The 23,228-nt window shown below is 61.1% G+C and carries 20 protein-coding genes; 10 read left to right on the top strand and 10 right to left on the bottom strand.

Annotated features, from left to right (window positions below; all coding sequences use genetic code 11):
* Positions 1-124: 124 nt before the first annotated feature.
* Entirely contained in the window at positions 125-1,075 is a 951-nt protein-coding gene (locus AC27VO_RS07100) for an MBL fold metallo-hydrolase (protein ID WP_488666020.1), read from the bottom strand.
* A 155-nt stretch (positions 1,076-1,230) separates the two neighbouring features.
* Here AC27VO_RS07100 and AC27VO_RS07095 point away from each other — a divergent pair, with 155 nt between their 5' ends.
* Both AC27VO_RS07095 and AC27VO_RS07090 read left to right on the top strand, forming a co-directional pair.
* The gene (locus AC27VO_RS07095; protein ID WP_488666019.1) at positions 1,231-2,250 is read left to right on the top strand and encodes a Bug family tripartite tricarboxylate transporter substrate binding protein; all 1,020 of its coding nucleotides are present in this window, start codon (positions 1,231-1,233) and stop codon (positions 2,248-2,250) included.
* Positions 2,251-2,358: 108 nt separating this feature from the next.
* Complete coding sequence (locus AC27VO_RS07090; RefSeq protein WP_488666407.1) at positions 2,359-3,309, top strand: LysR substrate-binding domain-containing protein; 951 nt, start codon at positions 2,359-2,361, stop codon at positions 3,307-3,309.
* Between the two features lie 183 nt (positions 3,310-3,492).
* Here AC27VO_RS07090 and AC27VO_RS07085 read toward each other — a convergent pair whose 3' ends face one another.
* The 3 genes from AC27VO_RS07085 to AC27VO_RS07075 form a co-directional block, all read right to left on the bottom strand.
* Positions 3,493-3,939, bottom strand: coding sequence for a GatB/YqeY domain-containing protein (locus AC27VO_RS07085; RefSeq protein ID WP_488666018.1), 447 nt, complete (start codon positions 3,937-3,939; stop codon positions 3,493-3,495).
* 122 nt (positions 3,940-4,061) lie between these two features.
* A complete protein-coding gene (gene rpsU, locus AC27VO_RS07080; protein ID WP_003052999.1) occupies positions 4,062-4,274 on the bottom strand; it encodes a 30S ribosomal protein S21 in 213 nt (70 codons plus the stop codon).
* Positions 4,275-4,455: 181 nt separating this feature from the next.
* Positions 4,456-5,742 carry a BaiN/RdsA family NAD(P)/FAD-dependent oxidoreductase gene (locus AC27VO_RS07075; RefSeq protein ID WP_488666017.1) on the bottom strand — a complete coding sequence of 429 codons (1,287 nt, stop codon included), beginning with the start codon at positions 5,740-5,742 and terminating at the stop codon, positions 4,456-4,458.
* A 149-nt stretch (positions 5,743-5,891) separates the two neighbouring features.
* Between AC27VO_RS07075 and AC27VO_RS07070 the strand changes: the two genes are divergently transcribed.
* Positions 5,892-6,380: an acyl-CoA thioesterase gene (locus AC27VO_RS07070; RefSeq protein ID WP_488666016.1), complete on the top strand. Its 489-nt coding sequence runs from the start codon at positions 5,892-5,894 to the stop codon at positions 6,378-6,380.
* 81 nt (positions 6,381-6,461) lie between these two features.
* On the opposite strand, the gene AC27VO_RS07065 is transcribed toward AC27VO_RS07070, so the two are convergent.
* Positions 6,462-8,240 carry a methyl-accepting chemotaxis protein gene (locus tag AC27VO_RS07065; RefSeq protein ID WP_488666015.1) on the bottom strand — a complete coding sequence of 593 codons (1,779 nt, stop codon included), beginning with the start codon at positions 8,238-8,240 and terminating at the stop codon, positions 6,462-6,464.
* A gap of 206 nt (positions 8,241-8,446) precedes the next feature.
* On the opposite strand from AC27VO_RS07065, the gene AC27VO_RS07060 reads away from it, so the two are divergent.
* Positions 8,447-10,411, top strand: a complete 1,965-nt coding sequence (locus AC27VO_RS07060) for a PhoX family protein (RefSeq protein WP_488666014.1) — start codon at positions 8,447-8,449, stop codon at positions 10,409-10,411.
* Positions 10,412-10,570: 159 nt separating this feature from the next.
* Here the strand turns inward: AC27VO_RS07060 and cobA are convergent, their stop codons facing one another.
* Both cobA and ybiB read right to left on the bottom strand, forming a co-directional pair.
* The gene (gene cobA, locus AC27VO_RS07055; protein ID WP_488666013.1) at positions 10,571-11,371 is read right to left on the bottom strand and encodes a uroporphyrinogen-III C-methyltransferase; all 801 of its coding nucleotides are present in this window, start codon (positions 11,369-11,371) and stop codon (positions 10,571-10,573) included.
* A complete protein-coding gene (ybiB, locus tag AC27VO_RS07050; RefSeq protein ID WP_488666012.1) occupies positions 11,368-12,318 on the bottom strand; it encodes a DNA-binding protein YbiB in 951 nt (316 codons plus the stop codon). Before ybiB ends, cobA begins: the two co-directional genes overlap by 4 nt.
* A 210-nt stretch (positions 12,319-12,528) precedes the next feature.
* Here ybiB and AC27VO_RS07045 point away from each other — a divergent pair, with 210 nt between their 5' ends.
* From AC27VO_RS07045 to AC27VO_RS07020, 6 genes are all read left to right on the top strand, one after another.
* Positions 12,529-13,176 carry a DUF937 domain-containing protein gene (locus tag AC27VO_RS07045; protein ID WP_488666011.1) on the top strand — a complete coding sequence of 216 codons (648 nt, stop codon included), beginning with the start codon at positions 12,529-12,531 and terminating at the stop codon, positions 13,174-13,176.
* 113 nt (positions 13,177-13,289) lie between these two features.
* Entirely contained in the window at positions 13,290-14,339 is a 1,050-nt protein-coding gene (gene tsaD, locus AC27VO_RS07040; protein ID WP_488666010.1) for a tRNA (adenosine(37)-N6)-threonylcarbamoyltransferase complex transferase subunit TsaD, read from the top strand.
* 175 nt (positions 14,340-14,514) lie between these two features.
* Positions 14,515-15,984 (top strand): efflux transporter outer membrane subunit, encoded by a 1,470-nt coding sequence (locus AC27VO_RS07035; protein ID WP_488666009.1) that lies wholly within the window; start codon positions 14,515-14,517, stop codon positions 15,982-15,984.
* 24 nt (positions 15,985-16,008) lie between these two features.
* Entirely contained in the window at positions 16,009-17,400 is a 1,392-nt protein-coding gene (locus AC27VO_RS07030) for an efflux RND transporter periplasmic adaptor subunit (RefSeq protein WP_488666008.1), read from the top strand.
* Entirely contained in the window at positions 17,397-18,176 is a 780-nt protein-coding gene (locus tag AC27VO_RS07025) for an ABC transporter ATP-binding protein (protein WP_488666007.1), read from the top strand. The genes AC27VO_RS07030 and AC27VO_RS07025 overlap by 4 nt, the downstream gene beginning before the upstream one ends.
* Entirely contained in the window at positions 18,176-19,381 is a 1,206-nt protein-coding gene (locus AC27VO_RS07020) for an ABC transporter permease (protein ID WP_488666006.1), read from the top strand. The genes AC27VO_RS07025 and AC27VO_RS07020 overlap by 1 nt, the downstream gene beginning before the upstream one ends.
* 433 nt (positions 19,382-19,814) lie before the next feature.
* Here AC27VO_RS07020 and AC27VO_RS07015 read toward each other — a convergent pair whose 3' ends face one another.
* The 3 genes from AC27VO_RS07015 to AC27VO_RS07005 all read right to left on the bottom strand — a co-directional run bounded on the left by AC27VO_RS07015 (position 19,815) and on the right by AC27VO_RS07005 (position 23,043).
* Complete coding sequence (locus tag AC27VO_RS07015) at positions 19,815-21,575, bottom strand: TRAP transporter large permease (protein WP_488666005.1); 1,761 nt, start codon at positions 21,573-21,575, stop codon at positions 19,815-19,817.
* Positions 21,576-21,592: 17 nt separating this feature from the next.
* Positions 21,593-22,204: a TRAP transporter small permease subunit gene (locus AC27VO_RS07010; protein WP_488666004.1), complete on the bottom strand. Its 612-nt coding sequence runs from the start codon at positions 22,202-22,204 to the stop codon at positions 21,593-21,595.
* Between the two features lie 347 nt (positions 22,205-22,551).
* On the bottom strand, positions 22,552-23,043 hold the full coding sequence (locus AC27VO_RS07005; RefSeq protein WP_488666003.1) for a low molecular weight protein-tyrosine-phosphatase: 492 nt from the start codon (positions 23,041-23,043) through the stop codon (positions 22,552-22,554).
* Positions 23,044-23,228 lie beyond the last annotated feature (185 nt).

Here is a 23,228-nt window from a genome sequence, read left to right as displayed (position 1 = left end):
CCATTGTGCGGCGTGTGCAGAGCGCTGAATTGTTGTCAGCGTGGTTCGAAGGTTGACGCTGTGTGTTGAATGCAGAGATCTCCCCATCTCCAGGGCGTTACCTGGAGATGGGCGGTGCACCGGTTTATGGGCGAGGCAGCCATTGGTAGCCGCTGCCGCTTTTCTGAATGCGGCCCATGCCCGGCAGCGGGAAGTGGTAGCCACTGACCCAGTCGCCTTCTTGCGCCATTTGGGCCAGCAGTGCGTGGCGCGTGGCACGTGCCTGCTCGGGGTTCATGTCGAACTGCACCTGCCAGTCTGGGTGGGTGACAAACAGCGCGGGCAGGTGGGCTGCATCGGCAATGAAGGTAAAGCGCTCACCCGCAGACAGCACGCGGATGGCGGTGTGACCAGGCGAGTGTCCAAATGCGGCCAGGGTGCTGATGCCGGGGGCAATGTCGCTGCCCGGTGCAAACAGGCGCAGCTTTTGCGCTGGATAGTCCTTGAACACCCGGCGCACGGCGACAAAGCCGCCTCGGGCCGCTTCTGGCGTGGCTTGCATGCGTGCATCGTCCAGCCAGAAAGCCGCTTCGGGCTGGGGCAGGTAGACCATGGCCTGGGGGTAGACCAGGCTGCCATCTTTGCGGCGCAGGCCGTTGATGTGGTCGCCGTGCATGTGGCTGATGATGACGGCATCAATGCTGGCGGGGTCGATGCCTGCTGCACGCATGCGGGTCTGCAACAGGCCTGAGCCTGCGGCGCCATTGTCGGCAAAGCCGGTGTCCAGCAGGTAGCGCTTGCCGTCCAGCTCCACCACAAAACAGGTGTAGGGCACATCGATGTGTGTGGTGGGCAGTCCGGCTGCGGCCAGCGCGGCTTGCACATCACTGAGTGCGGCATTTTTGACAAAGCCGGCATCCAGCGGGCGGCGGCCCAGGCCATCGGTGATGGCAATCACGCGCGCTTTGCCGATGTGGTGCACGGCATAGCCCGCGTCGAGGGTGCTGTTGCGGGATGGCTGCGTGCAGCCGGTGAGCCAGCTGGCCGTGGCCAGGCTGCCGGTGGTCAACAGCCAGTGGCGGCGGTTCATGTGCATGGAGATCTCCTTTGCAAAGGGCAAGAGCTGACAAGAGGCTGAAGCCTAACGTGCTATATGCGGCATGAATAGCAGATGCAAGGGTAAACACGGAAGCGCGAGTGTTGGAAACAGCCGACATTGGGGCCTGTTTTTTTTGAATGCAGGACGCAGCCATGAACCGACCCTCCCTCGCCCAGACCTTTCAACCGCGCAAGCTGCGCAGCCAATGGGGCCAGTGGCTGCTGGCCGCAGGCGTTATGGCATGCGCTGGCGTGGCTGGCGCGCAGACGGCAACGAACTACCCGAGCAAAGCCATTCGCATGGTGATCCCGTTCACCCCCGGTGGCTCGGCCGACATTCTGGGCCGCGCCATGGGCCATGAGCTGACCACGGCGTGGAACCAGTCGGTGGTGCCAGAAAACGTGGCGGGCGCCGGTGGCAGCATCGGTGCTGACCGTGTAGCCAAGGCCGCCAGCGATGGCTATACCTTGCTGATGGGCCATGTCGGCACTTTGGCGATCACGCCGGCGCTGTATCCCAAGCTGCCTTATGACCCGGTCAAGAGCTTCACTCCGATTGCCTGGGTGGCGCGTGTGCCGAATGTGCTGGTGGTGCACCCCTCGCTGCCCGTGACCGATCTGAAATCCTTTATCGCCTACGCCAAGGCCCACCCCGAGAAGATCAACTACAGCTCTGGCGGCAATGGCAGCGCAGCCCATATGACCATGTCGTACCTGGCTCAGCAGAGCGGCCTGCAGATGCAGCACGTGCCCTACAAAGGCACGGCGCCGGCCGTCAATGACCTGGTGGCCGGTCAGGTGCAGGCGCTGTTTACCGGCATTCCTGCGGTGCTGGCCCAACTCAAGGCCGGGCAGATCAAGGCGATTGCGGTCTCGTCGCCACAGCGTGTGGCCATCCTGCCGGATGTGCCTACGGTGGCTGAAGCGGCCATTCCCGGTTTTGAGGCCGACCAGTGGTATGGCATCGTCGGCCCTGCAGGCATGCCCAAGGATGTGGTGAGCAAGCTCAACGCGCAGATCAATGCTTCGCTCAAGAGCCCTGCGATCTTGGAGCGCCTGCAAAGCGAAGGTGCACAGCCCATGCCCAGCACGCCGGAGGTGTTTGGTCAGCTGATCAACAAAGACCTGGAGCGCTGGGGCAAGGTGATCAAGTCCAGCGGCATGTCGCTGTAAGCAGCGCTTTGCCTTGAAGGAGTCCCAGCCCGCAGCCTGTGCTGCGGGTTTTTTTATGGCCTTTTTACAATCGGCATTTTGGTGAGTGGAGTGATGGCCGTGCAAAAAATGCCTGCCTTGGAAGATCTGCGTGTGTTCATGACGGTGGTGCGTCAGTCCAGCTTTGCGGCGGCGGCGCAGGCACTGCAGGCATCGCCCGCCTACGTCAGCAAACGCATGCGCCTGCTGGAGCAGGAGCTGGGCGTCAAGCTGTTGCACCGCACCAGCCGCCGTGTGACCGTGACCGAAGAGGGGGAGCGCATCTTTCAGTGGGCCCAGCGCTTGCTGGACGATATGGATCAGCTGCTGCAAGAGGCTCAGATCACCCGTCGTGAGCCGCGTGGTCTGCTGCGTGTGAGCAGCAGCTTTGGCTTTGGCCGGAATGTGGTGGCACCGGCCTTCTCGCAGCTGGCCCGACGCTATCCGGCCCTGCAGCTGCGGCTGGAGGTGTTTGACCGGCTGGTGGATGTGGCGGGCGAGGGCCTGGATCTGGATGTGCGCGTGGGCGATGAAATTGCGCCCCACCTGATTGCGCGGCACCTGGCCGACAACTGCCGCGTGCTGTGTGCTGCGCCGGACTATGTGCAGCGCCGCGGTATGCCGCGCAGCCTGGACGAGCTGGCTGCCCACGACTGCCTGGTGATCAAGGAGCGTGACCACCCGTTTGGGGTGTGGAAGTTGCGCAGCGGCGCGCAAGAGCGCAGCGTGAAAGTGACAGGGCCGCTATCGACCAACCACGGCGAGATGGCGGTGCAGTGGGCGCTGGATGGCCATGGTGTGGTGCTGCGCTCGCACTGGGATGTGGCCGACGATCTGGCTGCCGGGCGGCTGGTGCAGGTGCTGCCCGATTGGCAGCAAAGCGCCAACATCTGGGCGGTTTATCCGACGCGGCTGGAGCGCTCCGCGAAAGTGCGCGTCTGCGTCGAATTCTTGCAGGACTTTTTTGCACGCACCCAGCCCGCAGCGATCAAGGCGACGATGAAAAAGGAAGCGCAGGGCGCAGGCACAGTCAGCGTTTGAGCGCGATTGAAATGCCATGTCAGTTGCAGCAACAGGTTGCCTGCAGTGCAAAAAAAGAAGCTGCCAGCGCCTTTCAAACCTAGGCTTCAGATAGAAAACTATCGGAAACCATGGGTTGACCAACGCTAGCAGCTTCTTTTTTATAACCATCCACACCACGCTGTGCGCGGATGGTGGGGGCCATTACTTGGCCAGTGCAGCTTTCACAGCAGCGGAGACCAGGCCCATATCGGCCTTGCCTGCCAACTGGGATTTCACAGCACCCATGACTTTGCCCATGTCGCCAGGGCCGGTGGCACCCAGCTCAGCCACAATGGCTTGCACGGCAGCGGTGATTTCGGCTTCACCCATGCGCTCAGGCAAATACACCTTCAGCACTTCCATCTCGGCCTTTTCCACATCGGCCAGATCGGCGCGGTTCGCCGTTTCGAACGCGGCGATGGAGTCCTTGCGCTGCTTGATCAGCTTGTCCACGATGGCAATGATGGCGGCATCGTCGAGTTCCACGCGCTCGTCCACTTCCTTTTGCTTCATCGCTGCTTGCAGCAGGCGAATGGTGCCCAGACGTGCGCTGTCTTTGGCACGCATGGCAGTTTTCATATCTTCGGTAATCTGGGCTTTCAAGCTCATACATCTCTCCTTGGGTGAGAGGTCACTGCGAACATCGCAGTGGCCAGAAAACAAAAAACCCGCGCTTGGCGTCCCTAGCGCGGGTTTCGGCTTTTTTACGGCCGGCTAGTCCTAATCAACGATTAGTACAGCTTCTTAGGCAGTTGCATGCTGCGAACGCGCTTGTAGTGACGCTTCACGGCAGCAGCCTTCTTGCGCTTGCGCTCAGCTGTAGGCTTTTCGTAGAACTCACGAGCGCGCAGGTCTGTCAGCAGGCCCAGCTTTTCGATTGTGCGCTTGAAGCGGCGCAGGGCAACTTCATAGGGTTCGTTTTCTTTGACGCGGATGGTAGTCATTCAATTTCCAGATATATCTGTGCTGACAGCGGGTTCTCGGGAAGATCGGGCCTAAGAGCCATGTGCAGCGGTTGTTCCCCGTCTCTATTAACTAGTATGGCCGACGGGGATATGCCAGCAAAGTCGAGCATTATAACGAGTTTTCAGCGCTTGTCAGAAGCAGCTGCTTTGCCAAGGCCCTTTAGCCCGTGGCGGCAGTGTCCGCATGCGACTGTGCCATGGCCTGTGCGCAGGCAAAAGCACTGGCCCAGGCCCACTGAAAGTTATAACCGCCCAGCCAGCCAGTGATGTCCACCACCTCGCCAATGGCATACAGCCCGGGCTGGGTTTTGCATTCCATGGTCTGCTGCGACAACGCTTTGGTGTCGATGCCGCCCAAGGTCACTTCGGCCTTTTTATAGCCTTCAGAGCCTGTTGGCGTGATTTCCCAGCGACTCAGTTGTTCGGCCAGTTTGGACAGCGCTTTGTCGCTGGCCTCGTTGATGGGGCGCTGCAGCTCGGGCTGCTGGCTGGCCCAGGCCTCGGCCAGGCGTGTGGGCATGTGGGCGGCCAGCTCGTTGGCCACCAGCTTGCGCGAGCGGTTCTTGGCGTCTTGCAGCAAGGCGGCCATGTCGGTGCCGGGCAGCAAATTGATGTGCAGCGGCGTGTTGTCTTTCCAGTAGCTGGAGATTTGCAGCACCGCCGGGCCAGACAGGCCGCGGTGCGTGAACAGCAAGTCTTCGTGAAAAGCCATGCGCTCTTTTTTGCTGCCGGTGCTGATTTCCACTGGCAATGCCAAACCGGCCAATTGGGCGTAGGGCTGCCAGGCGACACCATCGAACGTCAATGGCACCAAACCAGCGCGGCGCTCCACCAAGGGCAGCTTGAACTGCTGGGCCATGCGGTAGCCAAAGTCGGTGGCCCCAATCTTGGGGATGGACAAGCCCCCGGTAGCCAGCACCAGGCGCGGCGTCGTCACGGTGCCGCGGTCAGTGTGTATTTCATAGCTGCCAGCGCTTGCTGTATCTGCGTTAGCAGGCAAAAAGACAACTTTTTTGACGGCACACGGCTGCCAGCGCTGCACACCGCCATTGGCACATTCAGCCAGCAGCATGCGGATGATGTCTTCCGCACTGGTGGTGGCAAACAGCTGGCCTTTGTGTTTTTCCTCGTAGGGAATGCCGTGCTTGTCCATCAAGGCGATGAAGTCTGTGGGGGTGTAGCGCGAGAGGGCCGATCGGCAAAACTGCGGGTTCTGGCCGACATAGTGTTTGTGCGGCGCGCGCACATCCAGGTCGCGGTTGGTGAAATTGCAGCGCCCGCCGCCAGAGATGCGGATTTTTTCTGCCACTTTGGCGGCGTGGTCGATGAGCAGCACCTTCAAGCCCAGTTGCCCTGCTTGCGCGGCGCAGAACAAACCTGCTGCCCCCGCGCCGATGATGACGGCGTCGAATGAAGAGAGCGTAGAAGCGGCGGTGTTATCGGTCATAGGGCAAAGTAGCTGGGCTTTTTAGAGCAAATCACGTAGCACAGATGTGCGTTGTGGGCAGTGTAGCCAAGGGAACAAGCCCTGTGCTGGGCTAGGTTGCATGGCACGCGGTTTGCTTGGTTTGCTATCAATTTTTAAAATTCCCCTCCATGAATTTGCCTGAACACCAGCTCAGCATGACCGTGCTGATGACCCCCGATATGGCCAACTTTTCTGGCAATGTCCACGGGGGCGCCATTTTGAAAAAACTGGACGAAGTGGCTTATGCCTGCGCCAGCCGTTATGCCGGGCGCTATTGCGTGACCTTGAGCGTGGACCAGGTGATGTTCTTGCAACCCATTCACGTCGGCGAGCTGGTGACCTTTTTGGCCAGCGTGAATTACACCGGCCACTCGTCCATGGAAATCGGTATCAAAGTGGTGGCCGAGCAAATTCAGGACAAGGTGGTGCGCCACGTGAACAGCTGCTTTTTCACCATGGTGGCGGTGGATGCGGACCGCAAGCCGGTATCGGTGCCGACGCTGCAACCAGAGACCGACGATGAAAAACGTCGCTGGCATGCCGCGCTGATCCGCAAGGACATGCGCAAAGAGGTGGCACTGCGTTTTGCCCAGACCCGTACACCAGCCGCTGCGTAAACCCAAGCATTACGCTGCGCCAGAAAAAAGGCCGTGCACAAGTGCACGGCCTTTTGCGTTGATGACGCGGCAGCTGCCGCGTTAAAAGGTTTCCCAGTCGTCGGATTCTGCGGTGCTGGCAGCGGGCGCACGCTTTGCAGGCGCTGGCAGGCGCTGGGAGGGCGCAGCCTGTGCGGCCGGTTGGCTGGGCGTTGCTGCCACGCGTGCTTTGGCGGATGGCGCGCTGCGGATGGTGGTGGCCGCTGCACTGCGTGTGGCGGCTGGTGCAGGCATGGCGGGTGTGGCAGCGCCTGTGGTTTTGAAGTGCGAGACGGCCTGTACCAGTTCCTGGGCCTGGCGTTTGAGGCTTTCTGCGGCGGCAGCACTTTCTTCCACCAAGGCAGCGTTTTGCTGGGTGGTGGTGTCCATCTGCGTAATGGCTTCGCCCACTTGGCTCACGCCCTGGCTTTGCTCGGTGCTGGCGGCGCTGATTTCACCCACCAGATCGGTCACGCGGCGGATGGAGCCGACAACTTCGCTCATGGTGTGGCCCGCGCGGTCCACCAGCGCTGTGCCCGTGGTGACGCTCTCCACGCTGTTGTTGATGAGGAGCTTGATTTCTTTGGCCGCTTCTGCGCTGCGCTGGGCCAGGGAACGCACTTCACCGGCCACCACGGCAAAACCGCGACCTTGGTCGCCAGCGCGTGCCGCTTCCACGGCGGCATTCAGCGCCAGGATGTTGGTCTGGAAGGCGATGGAGTCGATCACGCCGATGATGTCGGCAATCTTGCGGCTGCTTTCGGTGATGCCGCGCATGCTTTCAACCACTTCGCCCACCACATCACCGCCTTGGGACGCGACCTGGGATGCGCCCAGGGCCAGCTGGTTGGCTTGCAGCGCACTGTCGGCGTTCTGGCGCACGGTGGAAGACAGCTCCTCCATAGACGCGGCGGTCTGCTCCAGGGCGCTGGCTTGCTCTTCGGTGCGCGAGGACAGGTCGGTGGTGCCGCTGGAGATTTGCTCGCTGGCAATGGCTACGGATTCGGCGTTGTGGCGCACACGCTGCACCACGTGGCTGAGGTTGTTGCGCATTTGCTCCAGCGCGGCCATCAGCAGGCCCATTTCGTCCTTGCCTGCGGCGGGAAGAGCGTGCGTTAGATCACCATCGGCGATCTGGCTGGCGGCTTCAACCGCCTGCTTGGCGGGGCGGGTCACAGAGCGTGTGACCAATACGGCAAACAGCAGGGCGAACAAGGTGCTGACGGCCATCACCAAGATGACCCACCACAGGGCAGAGTTGCGCACCACATCGCCTTGCTGACTCACGGCCTGGGCATCGCGCTGGGTCATCGCAGAGAGTTTGCCCACGGTTTCGGCCAGCGCGGCAAAGCTGGGTTCGGCTTCATCGGTGTACATGCGCTGCAAAGATTGCAGGCTTTGCTCCGTATGCTGGCCGCTGCGGTGCAGCTGTGTGGCGGCATCCACAAATTTGCGGTGCACGTTGAGGTAGGCATCGCGGTGCTGCTGGTAGCTGCGCATCAGCTGCTGCTCTTCGTCCGAATGCGGCAGGGCTTCGTAGTTTTTTTCAGACTGCTCGATCGAGGCACGTACGCTGGTGGCAACTTGCAGCAGCGCCTGGGCGGCATTGTCTGGTTGTGCTGGCAGCAGGTGGCTTTCCAGTCGGCGGAAGCGATTCCATTGCGAGCGAATATTGCCAGCCTCTGCCACGCTGGGCAGCGCACTGTGCCCCAAGGTCTGCATGGCCAGGTGCATACGTTCCACCTGCAGCAGGGCTACACCGCCCAGTGTCAGTGTGAGCACCAGCAGCAGCGCAAAAGCACCGCCGAGCTTGGTACCAAGCTTGAAATCTGTCAGACGCATCAAAAATCTCCAAGGGGCTTGATGGGCAGGCTGGGCCACAGGGGTAGTCCGCCCGGGTGCTTACATTTTGCAATACACGCAGCATGCAAGCCAGTGGGTGTGCGCACAAGTTGGGGCTGTCATGGCGGTGACTTCAAAGGGTCATGCTGCTGTCACATGGCGTGCAGACACTGGTGGTGTTCTTTGTTCTGTAAGAAAGCCTGACGATGACACCAGATAGCGACATCTTTGTGGACCGTGAAGACATTCCCACCAACCTGAGCGACAACCCAAGCTTTCAGTCCGTGGTGGACTTGGCTGTATCACGCCGTGGTTTTTTGCGCAGTGGCAGCGGCTTGACGGCTGCCATGTTTTTGGGGTTAGGGGGCGGCCTTGCGGGCTGTGCAAGCTCGGCCAGCCCCGGTCCTGGCCCTGCGGTAATGGGTTTTCAAGGCATTGCGGCGTCCACGGCAGATACCATTCAGATTGCCCCTGGCTATAGCGCCCAGGTTCTGGCCCCTTGGGGAACCCCCTTGGTGGATGGCGCCCCTTCTTTCAAAGGTGATGGCAGCGAAGATGCTGCGGCCCAGGCCCTACAGGTGGGTGACAACCATGATGGGATGCACTTTTTCGCCATCGATGGGAAAAGCAACGAAGGCCTGCTGGTGGTGAACCACGAGTACAGCACGGTGGATGAAAAAACGGGTGCCTATGTCTGGTTGTTTGGTACCCGGGGCGCCGATGCCAAAGCGCGGTGGAGCAAGGATCATGTGCACAAGTCCATGAATGCCCACGGAGTGTCGGTGATGCACGTCCAAAAGAGTGCAAAGGGGACGTGGGACATTGTCAAAGGCAGCGTCTACAACCGCCGCATCACCGCTTTCTCGGCCATGGAAATGACAGGCCCCGCCGCTGGGGATGGCTTGCTGCAAACCCGGGGCGATCCATCGGGGCGCCGTGCCCAGGGCACTTTCAACAACTGTGGCAATGGCTGGACGCCGTGGGGAACATACCTGACGTGTGAAGAAAACTTCAACAACTACTTTGGCACGACCAGCGGTGAGGACCGCCGCCATGCAGCGCACAAGCGCTATGGCATCTCGCCCAAGGGCAGCCTCTACCAATGGGAAAAGCACGAGGTCCGCTTTGACTATGTGAAGGAGCCCAACGAGTCCAACCGCTTTGGCTGGATTGTGGAAATTGACCCCTTCAACCCGGGCAGCGTGCCGCAAAAGCGCACGGCCCTGGGCCGTTTCAAGCACGAGAACGCGGCCTTTACCTTGACCCGCGATGGGCGTGCGGTGGTCTATATGGGCGATGACCAGGCCAACGACTACATCTACAAATTTGTCTCGGACGGCCGCTACGTCGAAGGCGGAGACAACAGCCAACTGCTGGACCAGGGCAAGCTGTATGTGGCGCGCTTTGATGCAGGCAAGGCGGCCGGGGAGTTTGCCGGCACAGGGGCGTGGTTGCTGCTGGACAAACAGGCCAACCCCACACTGCAGGCAGACAGCCGCTTTACCAACCAGGCCGCCGTGCTGGTGAACGCGCGCATGGCCGGTGATGCGGTGGGGGCCACGAAGATGGACCGGCCAGAGTGGGTGGCGGTGCACCCCAAGACGGGGGAGGTGTATGTCACCTTGACCAACAACACCAGCCGCACGCAGGCCGATGCCGCCAATCCACGTGCCAAGAACATTTACGGCCAGATTGTGCGCTGGCGCGAAACGGGTACGGATGCCGGGGCCACCACGTTCGAGTGGGACATTTTTGTGCTGGCGGGCAACCCCGCAGTGCATACCGACCGGAAAAATTTGATGGCAGGCTCTGCCAACGTGACTGCAAGCAACACCTTCAACAGCCCGGACGGTCTGGCATTTGATGCCGATGGCCGCCTGTGGATTGAAACCGATGGCAAATACAGCAACCAAGGGGACTACGCCGGTCAGGGCAACAACCAGATGCTGTGTGCCGACCCGGTGACCAAGGAAATTCGCCGCTTTCTGGTGGGGCCCAAGGAGTGCGAAGTGACGGGCATCAGCTTCACGCCGGACAGCCGCACCATGTTCATCAACATCCAGCACCCGGGTGAAGAGGGGGACAGCCGCTGGCCCGGTGGCGGCAACAACCTGCCGCGCTCGGCCACGCTGGTGATCACCAAGGATGATGGTGGTGTGATCGGAACCTGAGTGTGTAGAACATGTGCCCCACTGCTTGCAGGCGGGGCAGATGGCAAGGGCTGCAACGGTGGTGGACGTTGTAGCCCTTGTTTTTTATGTGCAGTGAAATTGCGCATTAGGCCAGGTGCAGCAAGCGCTGGTAGCTATCAATGATGATGGTGTTGCTGCTCAGGCCACGCCGCGCAGGGCTGGGGCAGTGATTGCTTGCTGTGCGCAGGCCGCGACGCCTTGCACCACATCGCCAATCACCAGTACGCTGGGGCTGGCCAGGTTTTCTGCATGCAGGGTGTACGCCAGCTGGTGCAAGGTAGTAATGGCATGGCGCTGCTGGGGCAGGCTGGCGTGCTGAATGATGGCTGCGGGTGTGCTGGCGGGTAAGCCACCGGCTTGCAGCTCGGTCGTGATGTGCTCGGCCGAGCTGACACCCATGTAAATCACCAGCGTGAGCTTGGCTGCGTGTGCCGTAGCCGCCAGCGCGCGCCAGTCGGTACCGCTGTCACCGGGCTTGGCGTGGCCAGTCATGAACACCACACCGTGGGCATGTTCACGGTGGGTCAGGGGGGCACCCAGGCTGGTCAAGCCGGCCAGACCGGCGGTAATACCGTTGATGACTTGCACCTCAATGCCGGCGGCACGCAGGTGTTCCACCTCTTCTCCGCCACGGCCAAAGATGAACGGATCGCCACCTTTGAGGCGGACCACGCGCTCACCGCTGCGCACTTCGGCTTCCATGCGTTTTTCAATAAAAGCCTGGGGTGTGCTCTTGCAACCGCCGCGTTTGCCCACGTAGATGATCCGCGCGGAGGGGCTGGCAAAGGCCACGATGTCTGCAGAGACCAGATCGTCCACCAGTAACACCGTGGCGGACTGGATGGCTTTGAGCGCTTTGAGGGTCAGCAGCTCGGGGTCTCCTGGGCCTGCGCCGACCAGGGTGCAGGTGCCGGAAGTGGGGGGGATATGGGCGCTCATGTGGGGACTCCTGGCGCTGCGGGCAAAGCGGCAAGCTGGCGGTGTAACTGCACAATGACTTGGACTTGGGTGGCAATTGAAGCGGGGACGGGGCGCTGCTCTTGCAGCACCTCGCGCGTGAAGTCGGCGGTGGCTGCCACGTCCAGTCCATTCGGTAATTCCGGGGCAACGGCCACGGAGCCTGCTTCGGCCTCCCACTCCAGGACCTTGCGCCCCTGGATGATGCCGCGCAGGGCGGGCTGGCGCCGGGGATCGGCCACGGGCTCCCCCTCCATGCCACGCAGCAGCAGGGCATGGCTTTGGGCTTCGGCATGGCTGTGCTCCATGCTGATGCTGTACTCGGGGTGGGTGTAGCAGCCCACAACCAGGCTGTGCGTGCCGCTGGCCGCCAGCGGGTTCATGTGTTTGACCAGGCTGTGCGCCGGATTGCGCAGGCCAATGGTGGCGCGGGCATCCAGCAAATCGGCCAGGCCCGGCAGCAGGTGGCGGGTGGCAAGGTGTACCAGCTCGCCGGGCTGCGGGGTGCGCAGCTGGGTGGCTGCCGCATGGCCCAGGTGTTCCAGCACCTGGGCGGCCGTCACACGGGTGGTTTCTGTGGTGCTGCCATGCAGCAGAACGGGCAAGCCCTCACGCACCAGCAGCAAGGCCAGCAAGGGGGTGAGCACCGGCAGGCGGCGTGCGCCGTTGTAGCTGGGCAATACGATGACGGGCGATGCGGCTGGTGCGCTGCGTGGCAGGCGGGCGTGTACGGCGTCCATGAATCCGGCCATCTCCTGGGCGGTTTCACCCTTGATGCGCATGGCCAGGCAAAAGGCGCCGACTTGCAGCGGATGGGCCTGCCCATCCAGCAGCCAGCCCAGCAGCTCTGACGCCTGCGCGCGCGTCAGCGCCCGCGCGCCGTCTTTACCGCGTCCGATTTCTTTGAGGTATTGCTGGATGGTGCTCATGGGGGTTCTATAAATTTATTCTGCTTATTTTGAATGAGTTGTTATATCTATTGCTTATATTGAAATGCACCTGGCCTGCATGGGGTGCGCAGTCATGGCGATGAAGTGTCAGGCTTTGTCTCAAATCGCCGTGGCACGCTCGGCAAGCTGGGTGGATCCCTCCATACTGCGGTCTGGTGGATTTTGGTCATACGCAGATAGGAGCAACACATGAATCAACAGCAGTCTTTGGTTTCTGACCTGATGGCTCAATTGCAGGGCGCACCCATGCAAGAAATGGCCCAGCAAATGGGGGCCAGCAGCCAGCAGACGCAATCGGCCGTCGAAGCTGCACTGCCGCTGTTGCTGGGTGCTTTGGGGCACAACGCGGCCCAGCCACAAGGGGCTGCAGATTTGTTGGGGGCCTTGCAGCGTGACCACAGCAGTGCTTTGCCGCAGGGCCTGGGCGGCTTGGGTGGTCTGCTGGGTTCTATCTTGGGCGGTGCTCAGGCGCAGGCAGGCAGCAGCTCGCCACTGGGCAACGGTGGAGCCATCTTGGGGCACATCTTCGGCAACAACCGTGACAAGGCCGAAAGCGGTCTGGGTCAGGCCACAGGTCTGGGTGGCAACAACGCGGGGCAGTTGCTGGCCATGCTGGCGCCCATCGTGATGGCGTTTTTGGCCAACCGCGTGAAAGCCGGCAATCTGGATGCGGGCAGCCTGGGCCAGGCATTGGGCCAGGAGCGCGCACAGGCACAGCAGCAAGGGGGGCTGGGTGGCGATTTGCTGGGCAGCCTGCTGGATCAAAATGGTGATGGCAAACTGGATGTGGGTGATTTGTTCAAGCTGGGCTCCAGCTTTTTGGGCGGTCGCCGCTGATTTCAGCGTGCTGCACACCAAGCACCTTCGGGTGCTTTTTTCTTGCCCTGCATACAAGGCCATTGAGGTGGTGCAAACGCCGAGATGCAGCGGCAGTTCTACACTTGAGGGCTATGAGTCAGCTGATCTTGGGTATTGAATCTTCGTGTGATGAAACCGGCGTTGCCTTGGTGCAGGTGCCGGATGATGGCGGCGTGCCCACGCTGCTCGCGCATGCTTTGCACAGTCAAATTGACATGCACCGCGCATACGGCGGTGTGGTGCCCGAGCTGGCCAGTCGTGACCACATTCGCCGAGTGCTGCCCTTGACCCAGCAGGTGATGGAAGATGCCGGCAAGACGCTGCAGCACATTGACGTGGTGGCTTTCACGCGCGGCCCAGGCTTGGCCGGTGCTTTGCTGGTTGGTGCCGGCGTGGCCTGTGCGCTGGGTGCAGCCATCGACAAGCCTGTGCTGGGGGTGCACCACCTGGAAGGGCATTTGCTCTCCCCGTTTCTGAGTGAAGATCCACCCCAGTTCCCGTTCATCGCGTTGCTGGTGTCCGGTGGCCATACGCAGCTGATGCGCGTAGATGGTGTGGGGCGCTATGAAATCCTGGGTGAAACCATCGACGATGCAGCGGGCGAAGCCTTTGACAAGTCGGCCAAGGTGATGGGGTTGCCTTATCCCGGTGGTCCCATTTTGTCGAAGCTGGCTGAAGGCGGCGATCCTGAGGCGTTCAAGCTTCCTCGCCCCTTGCTGCACAGCGGAGACCTGGATTTTTCATTCGCAGGCCTGAAAACAGCAGTGCTCACGCAAGCGAAGAAACTGGGGGATGATCTGGAAGTGCGCAAGGCCGATCTGGCGGCCAGCACCCAGGCCGCCATTGTGGATGTGCTGGTGAAGAAAACCATCAATGCGCTCAAGCAAACAGGGATGGACCGGGTGGTGGTGGCTGGCGGTGTCGGGGCCAACCGACTGTTGCGTGAGCAACTCAACCACGAGTGCGCCAAACGCAAGATTCGCGTGCACTACCCCGAGCTGCATCTGTGCACAGATAACGGTGCCATGATCGCCATGGCTGCCGCCATGCGTATTCAGGCGGGGCAACAACAACCCAGCAAAACCTATGCGTTTGATGTCAAACCCCGTTGGCCGCTGGATGCCATCGTGGACATGGCTTAACTTACCCCCTTGCTACGCCCCCTGGAAGCCCTCTGCATGAGGGCTTTTTCATGCGGCGCGCTGTTTTCCGGCACCCGTGCTTTACCAAAGCTTCACATGGCTTTTGCCGTGGCCCTACATCCGGTCTGCACAATCCGGGGGTAGAAACAGGCTATTGCGTTTTTTCGCCCCCAGCATGTACAAGAAACAAAACATCTTCTCTCCCTCTTTGGTGCGCGCTCCATGGGGCTTGCCTGCGGCGCTGTTATGCGCCGCATTGGCGACCGGCTGCGCCCACACCTCCAGCTTTGATGGCCAGAACGAAGCCGTGCCTGTGCCAGCGCAGTGGCACAGCACAGGCGCTCAGCCGCAGCAGCAAACGCCGCAAGACCTCAGCCGCTGGTGGCAGCGCTTTGGTGATGCGCAAATGACCGCGCTGATCGAGCAAGCCCTGCAGGCCAACCCCAGTGTGCAATCGGCCCAGTCGGCCTTGCGCCAAGCGCGTGCGCAGCTGGATGGACAGGAGGCCGCAGGCATGCCGAATGCCAGTGCAGGCTTGGATGGTGGACGCAACTGGGTGGATGGTGCCAATGGCCGCAACAGTTATGCAGGCCGGGTGAGTGCGGGCTGGGAGCCTGACCTGTGGGGGCGCCAGGCGAATGCCGTCAAGGCCGGGCAGGCCAATGTGCAAGCCGCTGTTGCCACGCTGGAAGGCTCGCATGTGTCTTTGGCAGCCGAAGTGGCGCTGGACTATATAGAGCTGCGCAGCTTGCAAAATCGGTTGGCGATTGCACAAAACAATCTGGGTATCCAAAGAGAGAACCAGCAGATCACCGAATGGCGGGTGCAAGCAGGGCTGGCAACATCCCTGGATGCCGAACAAGCACGTGCTTCGACGGCGCAAACTGCGGCGCAAGTGCCCGCACTCGAAGCTTCACTGGCCAAAATGCGGCATGCCTTGGCCATTTTGACGGGGCAAGTTCCGACGGCCCTGGATGCGGTCCTGACGCCAGCCAAGCCCCTGCCTGCCGCGCCAGCCAATCTGGCCATGACGTTGCCAGCAGACACGCTGCGCCAGCGCCCGGATGTGCGGGTGCAAGAGCAAAAAGTGGTGGCTGCCGTGGCCAATCTCTCTGCACAAGAGCGTGCCAATTTTCCGACCTTGCGGCTGAGTGGATCGCTGGGTATCAGTGCCCTGACGCTGGGTGCACTCAGCGGTGCGCCGCTGGCCCAGGGGATTGCGGCAGCGCTGTCTGCCCCCTTGTTTGACGCGGGGGCAAACAAGGCCCAAATCCGCGTGCAGCAAGCGGCGGTGGAGCAGGCGCGCATCAGCTATCGATCCACCGTGCTGTCTGCATTGCAGGAGGTGGAAGATGCCTTGGTGCAGTTGCAAGGGGACAAAGACCGTTTGGCGCAGCTGCAGGTGGCAGAAGAAGCCGCGCGTTATGCACAACTGCTGGCCAACCAGCGCTATGGCAGTGGGCTGGTGGATTTTCAGACGGTGCTGGACACCCAGCGCACCCTGCTGACGGCACAAGACAGCGTAGCCACATCGCAGGCGGCCATCAGCACGGACTATGTGCGCCTGTACAAGGCCCTGGGTGGCGGTTGGCAGCCGCTGGATCTGGATGGGCAACCCACCAGTACATCTGCCGCACAACCTTAAAAAATATCGAGCGAGATACGAACAATGCGTAAAAAAACATCCGCAAGCACTTCCCAAGACGTGCAAGAACTTCTGGGTGATGGCCTGGCCCGCCGCTGGTGGCAAAGCCCCACCGTGTGGCTGGGGGGCGTCGCGGTGGCTGTGGCCATCGGCGGCTTTCTGTTCTGGCAAAACCACCAGGCGGCCAATGCCAAACCGGTCTATGTCGCACAAGCGGTCAAGCGCGGCAACCTGTCTATCACGGTGGCTGCCAATGGCACGCTGCAGCCCACACGCACGGTGAACATTGGCTCGGAACTGTCGGGCACCGTGCGCAATGTGCTGGTGGATGTGAACGACGTGGTCAAAAAAGGCCAAGTGCTGGTGGAGCTGGATACCGACAAGCTCAATGCCCAGTTGAACCGCTCCAAGGCCTCGGTGGCTTCGGCGCAGGCACGTTTGCAGCAGTCGCAGGCAACGCTCAAAGAGTCACGCGCCAACTTCGCGCGGCTGGAAGAGGTGTACCGCATCTCGGGCGGCAAGGTGCCGTCAGCGGCGGAGATGGATTCGGGCCGTGCCGCTGTGGACCGCGCGGTGGCCGATGAGGCCGCTTCACGCGCGTCGGTGGACGATGCCAAGGCTGCGTTGAAAACCGATGAAACCAATCTGTCCAAGGCATCGATCAAATCACCCATTGATGGTGTGATCCTGACGCGAACCGTCGATCCGGGTAACGCGGTTGCCGCATCCTTGCAGGCGGTGACGCTGTTTACCGTGGCGGAAGACCTGCAGCAACTGCGTTTGCAGGTTTCGGTGGATGAGGCCGATATCGGCCAGGTGCAAGTGGACCAGCGCGCCAGCTTCACGGTCAGCGCCCACCCGTCACGCACCTATCCCGCCAAGGTCACGCGGGTGGATTACGGCTCCACCAAAACTGACAATGTGGTCACTTATCTGGCACTGCTCACCGTGCGCAACGAAGATCTGTCGCTGCGCCCGGGGATGACAGCTTCGGCCACCATTCGTTCCAACGAGCGCAATGATGTGCTGCTGGTGCCCAATGCGGCACTGCGCTTTACGCCCGTGGGCATGACAGCGCCGGCTGCAGCGGGTGCGGGTGGTGAAGAAGGCCGCGCCGCAGGCGGCGCCCAAGGCGAGCGCGGTGCCCGTGCCCAAGGGGGCAGTGGCGCAAGCAGCGGCGGCATCATGGGCCAGTTGATGCCACAGCGCCCACGCATGAACCGTGGCGGTGCGGGCGGCAGCCAGGCACTGGGCGCCGGTCAAACGCGCTACGTTTGGGTGCTGGAGGGCGAAACGCCGGTGGCGGTACAGGTCAAGACCGGGTTGAGCGATGGCCGCATGACCGAGGTGGACAGCGACAAGCTCAAGGAAGGGGCGCAGATCATCACTGATCAGCGCAGCGGAGCCGCACGATGAGTGGCAGCATCGCGCAGGCCAGCGATGGCACACCGCTGATCCGGCTGCGCCAGATCGTCAAGGTGTATGGCGAAGGAGGGCTGGCATTCAAAGCCCTCAAAGGCTTTGACCTGGACATTGAGCAGGGGGATTTTGTGGCCATCATGGGCCCCAGCGGGTCGGGTAAATCGACGGCCATGAATACGCTGGGCTGTCTGGACCGGCCCACGTCTGGCGAGTACCTCTTCAAAGGTGTGCACGTGGAAGACCTGGACCGCGATGAGCGGGCGCGCTTGCGCCGTCGCTACTTCGGTTTTGTGTTTCAGGGCTTTCACTTGCTGCCGCGCACGACAGCGCAGGAAAACGTCGAGCTGCCTTTGCTCTACCGGGGTGAAGCGAATGCGCAGCGCAAAGAGGCTGCGGCCCGTGCGCTGGATGCGGTGGGTTTGAAAGGCTGGGAGCACCACACGCCGGCCGAACTGTCGGGAGGGCAGCAGCAGCGCGTGGCGATTGCCCGTGCGATTGTGAGCAACCCGGTGGTGCTGTTGGCGGATGAGCCGACCGGCAATCTGGACACCCAGCGCAGCGAAGAAATCATGGAGCTGCTGTGGAAGCTCAACTGCGAACAAGGGATTACGGTGCTGATGGTGACCCACGAACCCGAGATGGCCGCGTATGCGCGCCGCATTGTGCGTTTCAAGGATGGTTTGCTGGATACCGACTCCCCGAATGAACCGCTGATGCTGCGCAACGCCGCAGCCAAAGCGGCCGTAGCCCAGAATGGGGAGGGCGCCTGATGCTGTTGAACACCATCCTTTTGGCACTGCGCTCCATCCGCCGCAATTTGCTGCGCTCGTTTCTGACCATTCTGGGGATTGTGATCGGCGTCAGCGCGGTGATCACCATGGTGACGTTGGGCAATGGCGCCACCATGGCGGTGCAGTCGCAAATCCAAGGCCTGGGCACCAACCTGCTGCAAATTCGCGCAGGTATGCGCATGGGGCCGGGGGCGGCACCTGCGCCGGCCTTCAAAGACACCGATGCCAACGTCATTGAGCAGCAGATCGGCGGCATTGCTGCCGTGGCACCCGAATCGCGCTCCAGCGTGACGCTGGTGGCCGATGGGCGCAACTGGTCATCGACCGTGATTGGCAGCACCAACGAGTGGCTTAAAACTGGCAACTGGAAACTCTCGCAAGGCCGTGAGTTCAGCGATGAAGAGCTGCGTGCCGGGGCTTCCGTGTGCGTGATCGGCTCGACCTTGCACCGCGAGCTGTACCAAAACAGCAGCGATGTGGTGGGGCAGAAGCTGCGCGTGAAGGCGTTTTCCTGCTCCATCATCGGAGTGCTGGACTCCAAGGGCCAGGGTGCTTTTGGCAATGACCAGGACGATCAGGTGCTGATTCCGCTGAAGACCTTGCAGCGCCGTGTCACAGGCAACACGCGGGTTAGCACCTTGTTGGTGTCCATGGCCGACGACAGCGACCCTGAGCGTGTGAAAAGCAGCCTGCGTGATCTGCTGCGCGAGCTGCGCAAGCTGGCCCCCGGCGATGAAGACAACTTCAATGTGCTCGATACCAAGCAGCTGGCCGACACCATGGCGGGCACCACGAAGGTGATGACCACCTTGCTGGGCGCGGTGGCGGCGGTGAGCTTGCTGGTGGGCGGTATCGGCATCATGAACATCATGCTGGTGAGCGTGACCGAGCGCACCCGCGAGATCGGCCTGCGCCTGGCGATTGGCGCGCTGGAGCGCGAAGTGCTGCTGCAGTTTTTGATTGAAGCGGTGGTGCTGGCGGCCCTGGGGGGCTTGATCGGGATTGCCATTGCAGCGGGGGCATCGGTGGTGCTGGCGCAGGTGATGCAAGTGCCGTTCATTTTCAACCCGATGGTGAACGTGCTGTCGTTCGTGTTTTCAGCGGCGATTGGCGTGCTGTTCGGCTACTTCCCGGCGCGGCGGGCGGCCCAGCTGGATCCGATCGAGGCCTTGCGCCACGAGTAAAGCAGACGGGGATATCCCCGTCCATGTGCCATGCATAAAGCCGGAACCCTGCACCAGGGCTCCGGCTTTTTTATGGGCAGGTGACAGGGGCAGGGTGGCGTGTACCTGTGCCTGGTCAGTGGCACGGTGCCGCGCGTGGTGGGCGCTGGCGTTCGTCGCACCTGCATGCCAAACCGTAGTTTCTGCGCTGTGAGCCCTTCAAACTATGTAGATGCAGTGCGCGCCAGCGCCGGGAGAGGCAGCGGCGCTGCGGATGGCCATCGCTGCACGGGTTTTAAAAATGAGAGCTGTTAGCGTAGGCAGAGTCTTGCTTACAGATATAAACAGGTGTAAAAGCGAAGTTTATGTAGCGCAAGTTGCTCATTTTTTATGAGTAATAGACGAAAAAAAGCCCCTGAAGCGTTGGTATTCAGGGGCTTTTTGTAGAGCGCGCTTACTTGCTCATGGAGTCTTGCAGCGCTTTCATGGGGTCTTCATCCGCGGCATTGCTGTCAGGCGCCGCGTTGTTGGGTTGCTCCATGAAGGGATTGTCAAAGTCCACCGGTGCGGGCATGGAGGCTTCCATTTGCTCGCGGATGGCGTCCAGATCGTATTCCACCTTCTCGTCCAGACCGCTGGAGACAATGCCTGGGAAGGCAATGATCAGGCCCACCATCAGCAGCTGGATACACAGGAACGGAATCGCGCCCATGTAGATCTGCGAGGTGGTCACCGGTGCAATGTGCTTCTTGGTGATCTTGTCGGTGTATTCCTTCTCAGGCGCCACCGAGCGCAGGAAGAACAGCGCAAAGCCGAACGGTGGGTGCATGAACGAGGTCTGCATGTTCACCGCCAGCAGCACGCCGAACCACACCAGGTCGATGCCCAGCTTGTCGGCCACGGGCGCCAGCAGTGGCACGACGATGAAGGACAGCTCGAAGAAGTCCAGGAAGAACGCCAGCACGAACACCATGATGTTCACGACGATCAGGAATCCCACTTGTCCGCCAGGCAGATCAGCCAGCAGGTGTTCCACCCACAGCGGACCGTCCACGCCTTGGAATGTCAGGCCGAACACGGTGGCACCGATCAGGATGAACAGCACAAAGCACGACAGCTTGGTGGTGCCCACCATGGCCTGGCGCAGCAGCTTGTAGTTCAGGCGCTTGCGGCTGACGGCCAAGATGATGGCGCCCAGTGCGCCCATGGCGCCGCCTTCGGTCGGCGTGGCGATACCCAGGAAGATGGTGCCCAGCACCAGGAAAATCAGCAGCAGCGGGGGAATCAGCACGAAGGTGACTTTTTCCGCCACTTGCGACAGCAGGCCCAGGCCTGTCAGTCGGTTGATGGACGCAGCCACAAAGGCCAGGGCTACGCCAAAGCACATGGCGAAAACGATGGTTTCATCCTTGGCGACTTGCTCGACATGTTCACCCGTGATCCACGTGTGGATGGCTGCCATGTGGTTGGCGGCAAAAATCGACACCCCCACGCACAGCACGGTGAGAATTAACAGCGAGGTCAGGCCGGAAGAGCCGTCTTTTTCCTTCAGGCTGCGCGCTTCGGGCGGCAGTGCAGGCACCATGGCGGGCTTGAAGATGGCCAGCGCAAAGATCATCAGCATGTAAAAGCCCACCAGCATGAAGCCGGGGACAAATGCACCCTTGTACAGATCGCCCACGCTGCGGCCCAACTGGTCGGCCAAAATGATCAGCACCAGCGAGGGTGGAATGATCTGGGCCAGCGTGCCAGAGGCAGCAATCACACCCGATGCGATGCGGCGGTCATAACCGTAGCGCAGCATGATGGGCAGCGAGATCAGGCCCATGGAGATCACCGAAGCAGCCACCACGCCGGTGGTGGCTGCCAGCATGGCGCCCACCAAAATCACGGCAATCGCCACGCCACCACGGATGGGGCCAAACAGCTGGCCCACGGTGTCGAGCAAATCCTCGGCCATGCCGCTGCGCTCCAAAATCAGCCCCATCAGGGTGAAGAAGGGAATCGCAAGCAGCGTTTCGTTTTGCATGATGCCGTAGATGCGCAGCGGCAGTGCTTGCATCAGGGCTTCGGGCAGTACGCCCAGTTCGATACCGACTACGGCAAAGAACAGACCGCAGGCGCCCAGGCTGAATGCCACGGGAAAGCCAATCAGCAAGAAGCAGATCAGCCCCGCGAACATGATTGGGGCCATATTGTTGGCAATGAATTCCATCGCTGTGTCTCCCTCGCTTAAGCGCGCTTGGCGCCGGTGCGCTCAGCTTCTTCTTCGGCTTTGCGGATGGCTTCGGCCAGCTCTTCTTCCGCGGTCTTTTCCACGATCTTGACCGTGGGGTCATCGATCAGGCCCGCCAGGAAGGCAATGCGTTTGATGAACTCAGAGATTCCTTGCAGCAGCAGCAGGGCAAAGCCCACAGGCATCGTCAGATAGACGGGCCAGCGGATCAGGCCGCCAGCATTGCTGGACATTTCACCGCTGTGGTAGGCCTGCAGGAAAAACGGAATGCTGTAGTACAGCACTACCAGGCACATGGGGGTCAGGAAAAAGGCAAAGCCCAGCACATCGATCCAGATGCGGGTGCGCTGGCTGAGCTTGGAGTTGATCACGTCCACTTTGACGTGCTCTTTTTCCAGCAGTGTGTAGCCCGCAGCAATCAGGAACGATGCGGCAAAGAAGTACCACTGCACTTCCAGGAACGCATTGGAGCTGGTGTGAAAAACCTTGCGCACTACGGCATTCACACCGCTGATGACGGTGGCAGCCAGGATGAGCCAGATGACGTATTGACCGACCCAGGCATTCAGCCGGTCAATCCCCCGAGAGAGTCGTAAGAGTGCTTGCATGGTGTCTCCAAAAAGCGCGATATGTGCCGCAGGTTCGGTGGTGGCGAGTGGCCACAGCTGCCCTGCAGACTTGTAGGAATGCACAGTCGCGCGATTCTACGGAGCACCTTTGTGACTTGCTGACGGGTTTGTGACGATGCGTTGCAAATCGCTACTTCAGGGGCGTTTTTGGGGGGGTGTCCAGGGTTTTCACTAGGCTTGGCACAGGCTGGCGCGTAGCTCGAGCGCTGCCAATGGACGGTGAAAAGTTCGCTGGGGAAGCCCCGCATGCGTACCCGTACGCCACGCGCAAGCGATCTGCGCATGCAGCTGCTGCATGCCGGTCGTGGTGGCGGGCCAGCGGTGGTTTAAGGCGTTGGCAGGTGCGTGGTCTGGATGTGACGCAGCACGCCCTGGCAGGCGTCTTCGATCAGATCCAGCACGTGCTCAAAGCCTTGGTCACCGCCGTAATACGGATCGGGCACCACGGGGCTGCGCATGGTGCGGCAGAACTCGGTCAGGCGATGCAGTTTGTGGCGTTCCGTAGGCGGGCACAGCGCTTGGGCGCGGGCCATGTTCTCGTGGTCCATGACCAGCACCAGATCAAAACGTGTGAAGTCTTCGCGCGTGAGCTGGCGCGCACGCAGATCACTCAAGTCATAGCCGCGCAGCAGCGCATGCTTTTGGCTGCGCCGGTCAGGGGCCTCGCCCACGTGGTAGGCATGGGTGCCGCAGGAATCCACCTGGCACCAGGCGCTCCAGCCACGCGCTTGCACCATGTTGCGCAGCACGCCGTGGGCGCTGGGGCTGCGGCAGATATTGCCCATGCAAACCATTAGGACTGAGAAGCTACTATTCATGCAAGTTTCCAGAGGTTGTACCCTAATTGTCACCTAACTTGCACCCTATCTAGGGTTGTGGGTAACTCAGGATACACGCACTCGCAACGGCTCTATTCCACGCGGGTCTGCGTAGATATTTGCAGTCTTTTCGGTGGTGTGTCCGAGTAGCGCTTTCGTGTCTACGTTGCCCTGTGCCATATACG

It is taken from the genome of Comamonas sp. 14P8.1.4 (genome assembly GCF_057799285.1).
Note: the sequence above shows the minus strand (reverse complement) of the source record. Positions and strands in the feature narration are given on the sequence as shown.

Excerpts from the sequence above, each read along its gene's own strand:
- AC27VO_RS07100 (WP_488666020.1), bottom strand. The coding sequence starts at position 1,075 with ATGCACATGAACCGCCGCCACTGGCTGTTGACCACCGGCAGCCTGGCC.
- AC27VO_RS07095 (WP_488666019.1), top strand. The coding sequence starts at position 1,231 with ATGAACCGACCCTCCCTCGCCCAGACCTTTCAACCGCGCAAGCTGCGC.
- AC27VO_RS07090 (WP_488666407.1), top strand. The coding sequence starts at position 2,359 with ATGCCTGCCTTGGAAGATCTGCGTGTGTTCATGACGGTGGTGCGTCAG.
- AC27VO_RS07085 (WP_488666018.1), bottom strand. The coding sequence starts at position 3,939 with ATGAGCTTGAAAGCCCAGATTACCGAAGATATGAAAACTGCCATGCGT.
- rpsU (WP_003052999.1), bottom strand. The coding sequence starts at position 4,274 with ATGACTACCATCCGCGTCAAAGAAAACGAACCCTATGAAGTTGCCCTG.
- AC27VO_RS07075 (WP_488666017.1), bottom strand. The coding sequence starts at position 5,742 with ATGACCGATAACACCGCCGCTTCTACGCTCTCTTCATTCGACGCCGTC.
- AC27VO_RS07070 (WP_488666016.1), top strand. The coding sequence starts at position 5,892 with ATGAATTTGCCTGAACACCAGCTCAGCATGACCGTGCTGATGACCCCC.
- AC27VO_RS07065 (WP_488666015.1), bottom strand. The coding sequence starts at position 8,240 with ATGCGTCTGACAGATTTCAAGCTTGGTACCAAGCTCGGCGGTGCTTTT.
- AC27VO_RS07060 (WP_488666014.1), top strand. The coding sequence starts at position 8,447 with ATGACACCAGATAGCGACATCTTTGTGGACCGTGAAGACATTCCCACC.
- cobA (WP_488666013.1), bottom strand. The coding sequence starts at position 11,371 with ATGAGCGCCCATATCCCCCCCACTTCCGGCACCTGCACCCTGGTCGGC.
- ybiB (WP_488666012.1), bottom strand. The coding sequence starts at position 12,318 with ATGAGCACCATCCAGCAATACCTCAAAGAAATCGGACGCGGTAAAGAC.
- AC27VO_RS07045 (WP_488666011.1), top strand. The coding sequence starts at position 12,529 with ATGAATCAACAGCAGTCTTTGGTTTCTGACCTGATGGCTCAATTGCAG.
- tsaD (WP_488666010.1), top strand. The coding sequence starts at position 13,290 with ATGAGTCAGCTGATCTTGGGTATTGAATCTTCGTGTGATGAAACCGGC.
- AC27VO_RS07035 (WP_488666009.1), top strand. The coding sequence starts at position 14,515 with ATGTACAAGAAACAAAACATCTTCTCTCCCTCTTTGGTGCGCGCTCCA.
- AC27VO_RS07030 (WP_488666008.1), top strand. The coding sequence starts at position 16,009 with ATGCGTAAAAAAACATCCGCAAGCACTTCCCAAGACGTGCAAGAACTT.
- AC27VO_RS07025 (WP_488666007.1), top strand. The coding sequence starts at position 17,397 with ATGAGTGGCAGCATCGCGCAGGCCAGCGATGGCACACCGCTGATCCGG.
- AC27VO_RS07020 (WP_488666006.1), top strand. The coding sequence starts at position 18,176 with ATGCTGTTGAACACCATCCTTTTGGCACTGCGCTCCATCCGCCGCAAT.
- AC27VO_RS07015 (WP_488666005.1), bottom strand. The coding sequence starts at position 21,575 with ATGGAATTCATTGCCAACAATATGGCCCCAATCATGTTCGCGGGGCTG.
- AC27VO_RS07010 (WP_488666004.1), bottom strand. The coding sequence starts at position 22,204 with ATGCAAGCACTCTTACGACTCTCTCGGGGGATTGACCGGCTGAATGCC.
- AC27VO_RS07005 (WP_488666003.1), bottom strand. The coding sequence starts at position 23,043 with ATGAATAGTAGCTTCTCAGTCCTAATGGTTTGCATGGGCAATATCTGC.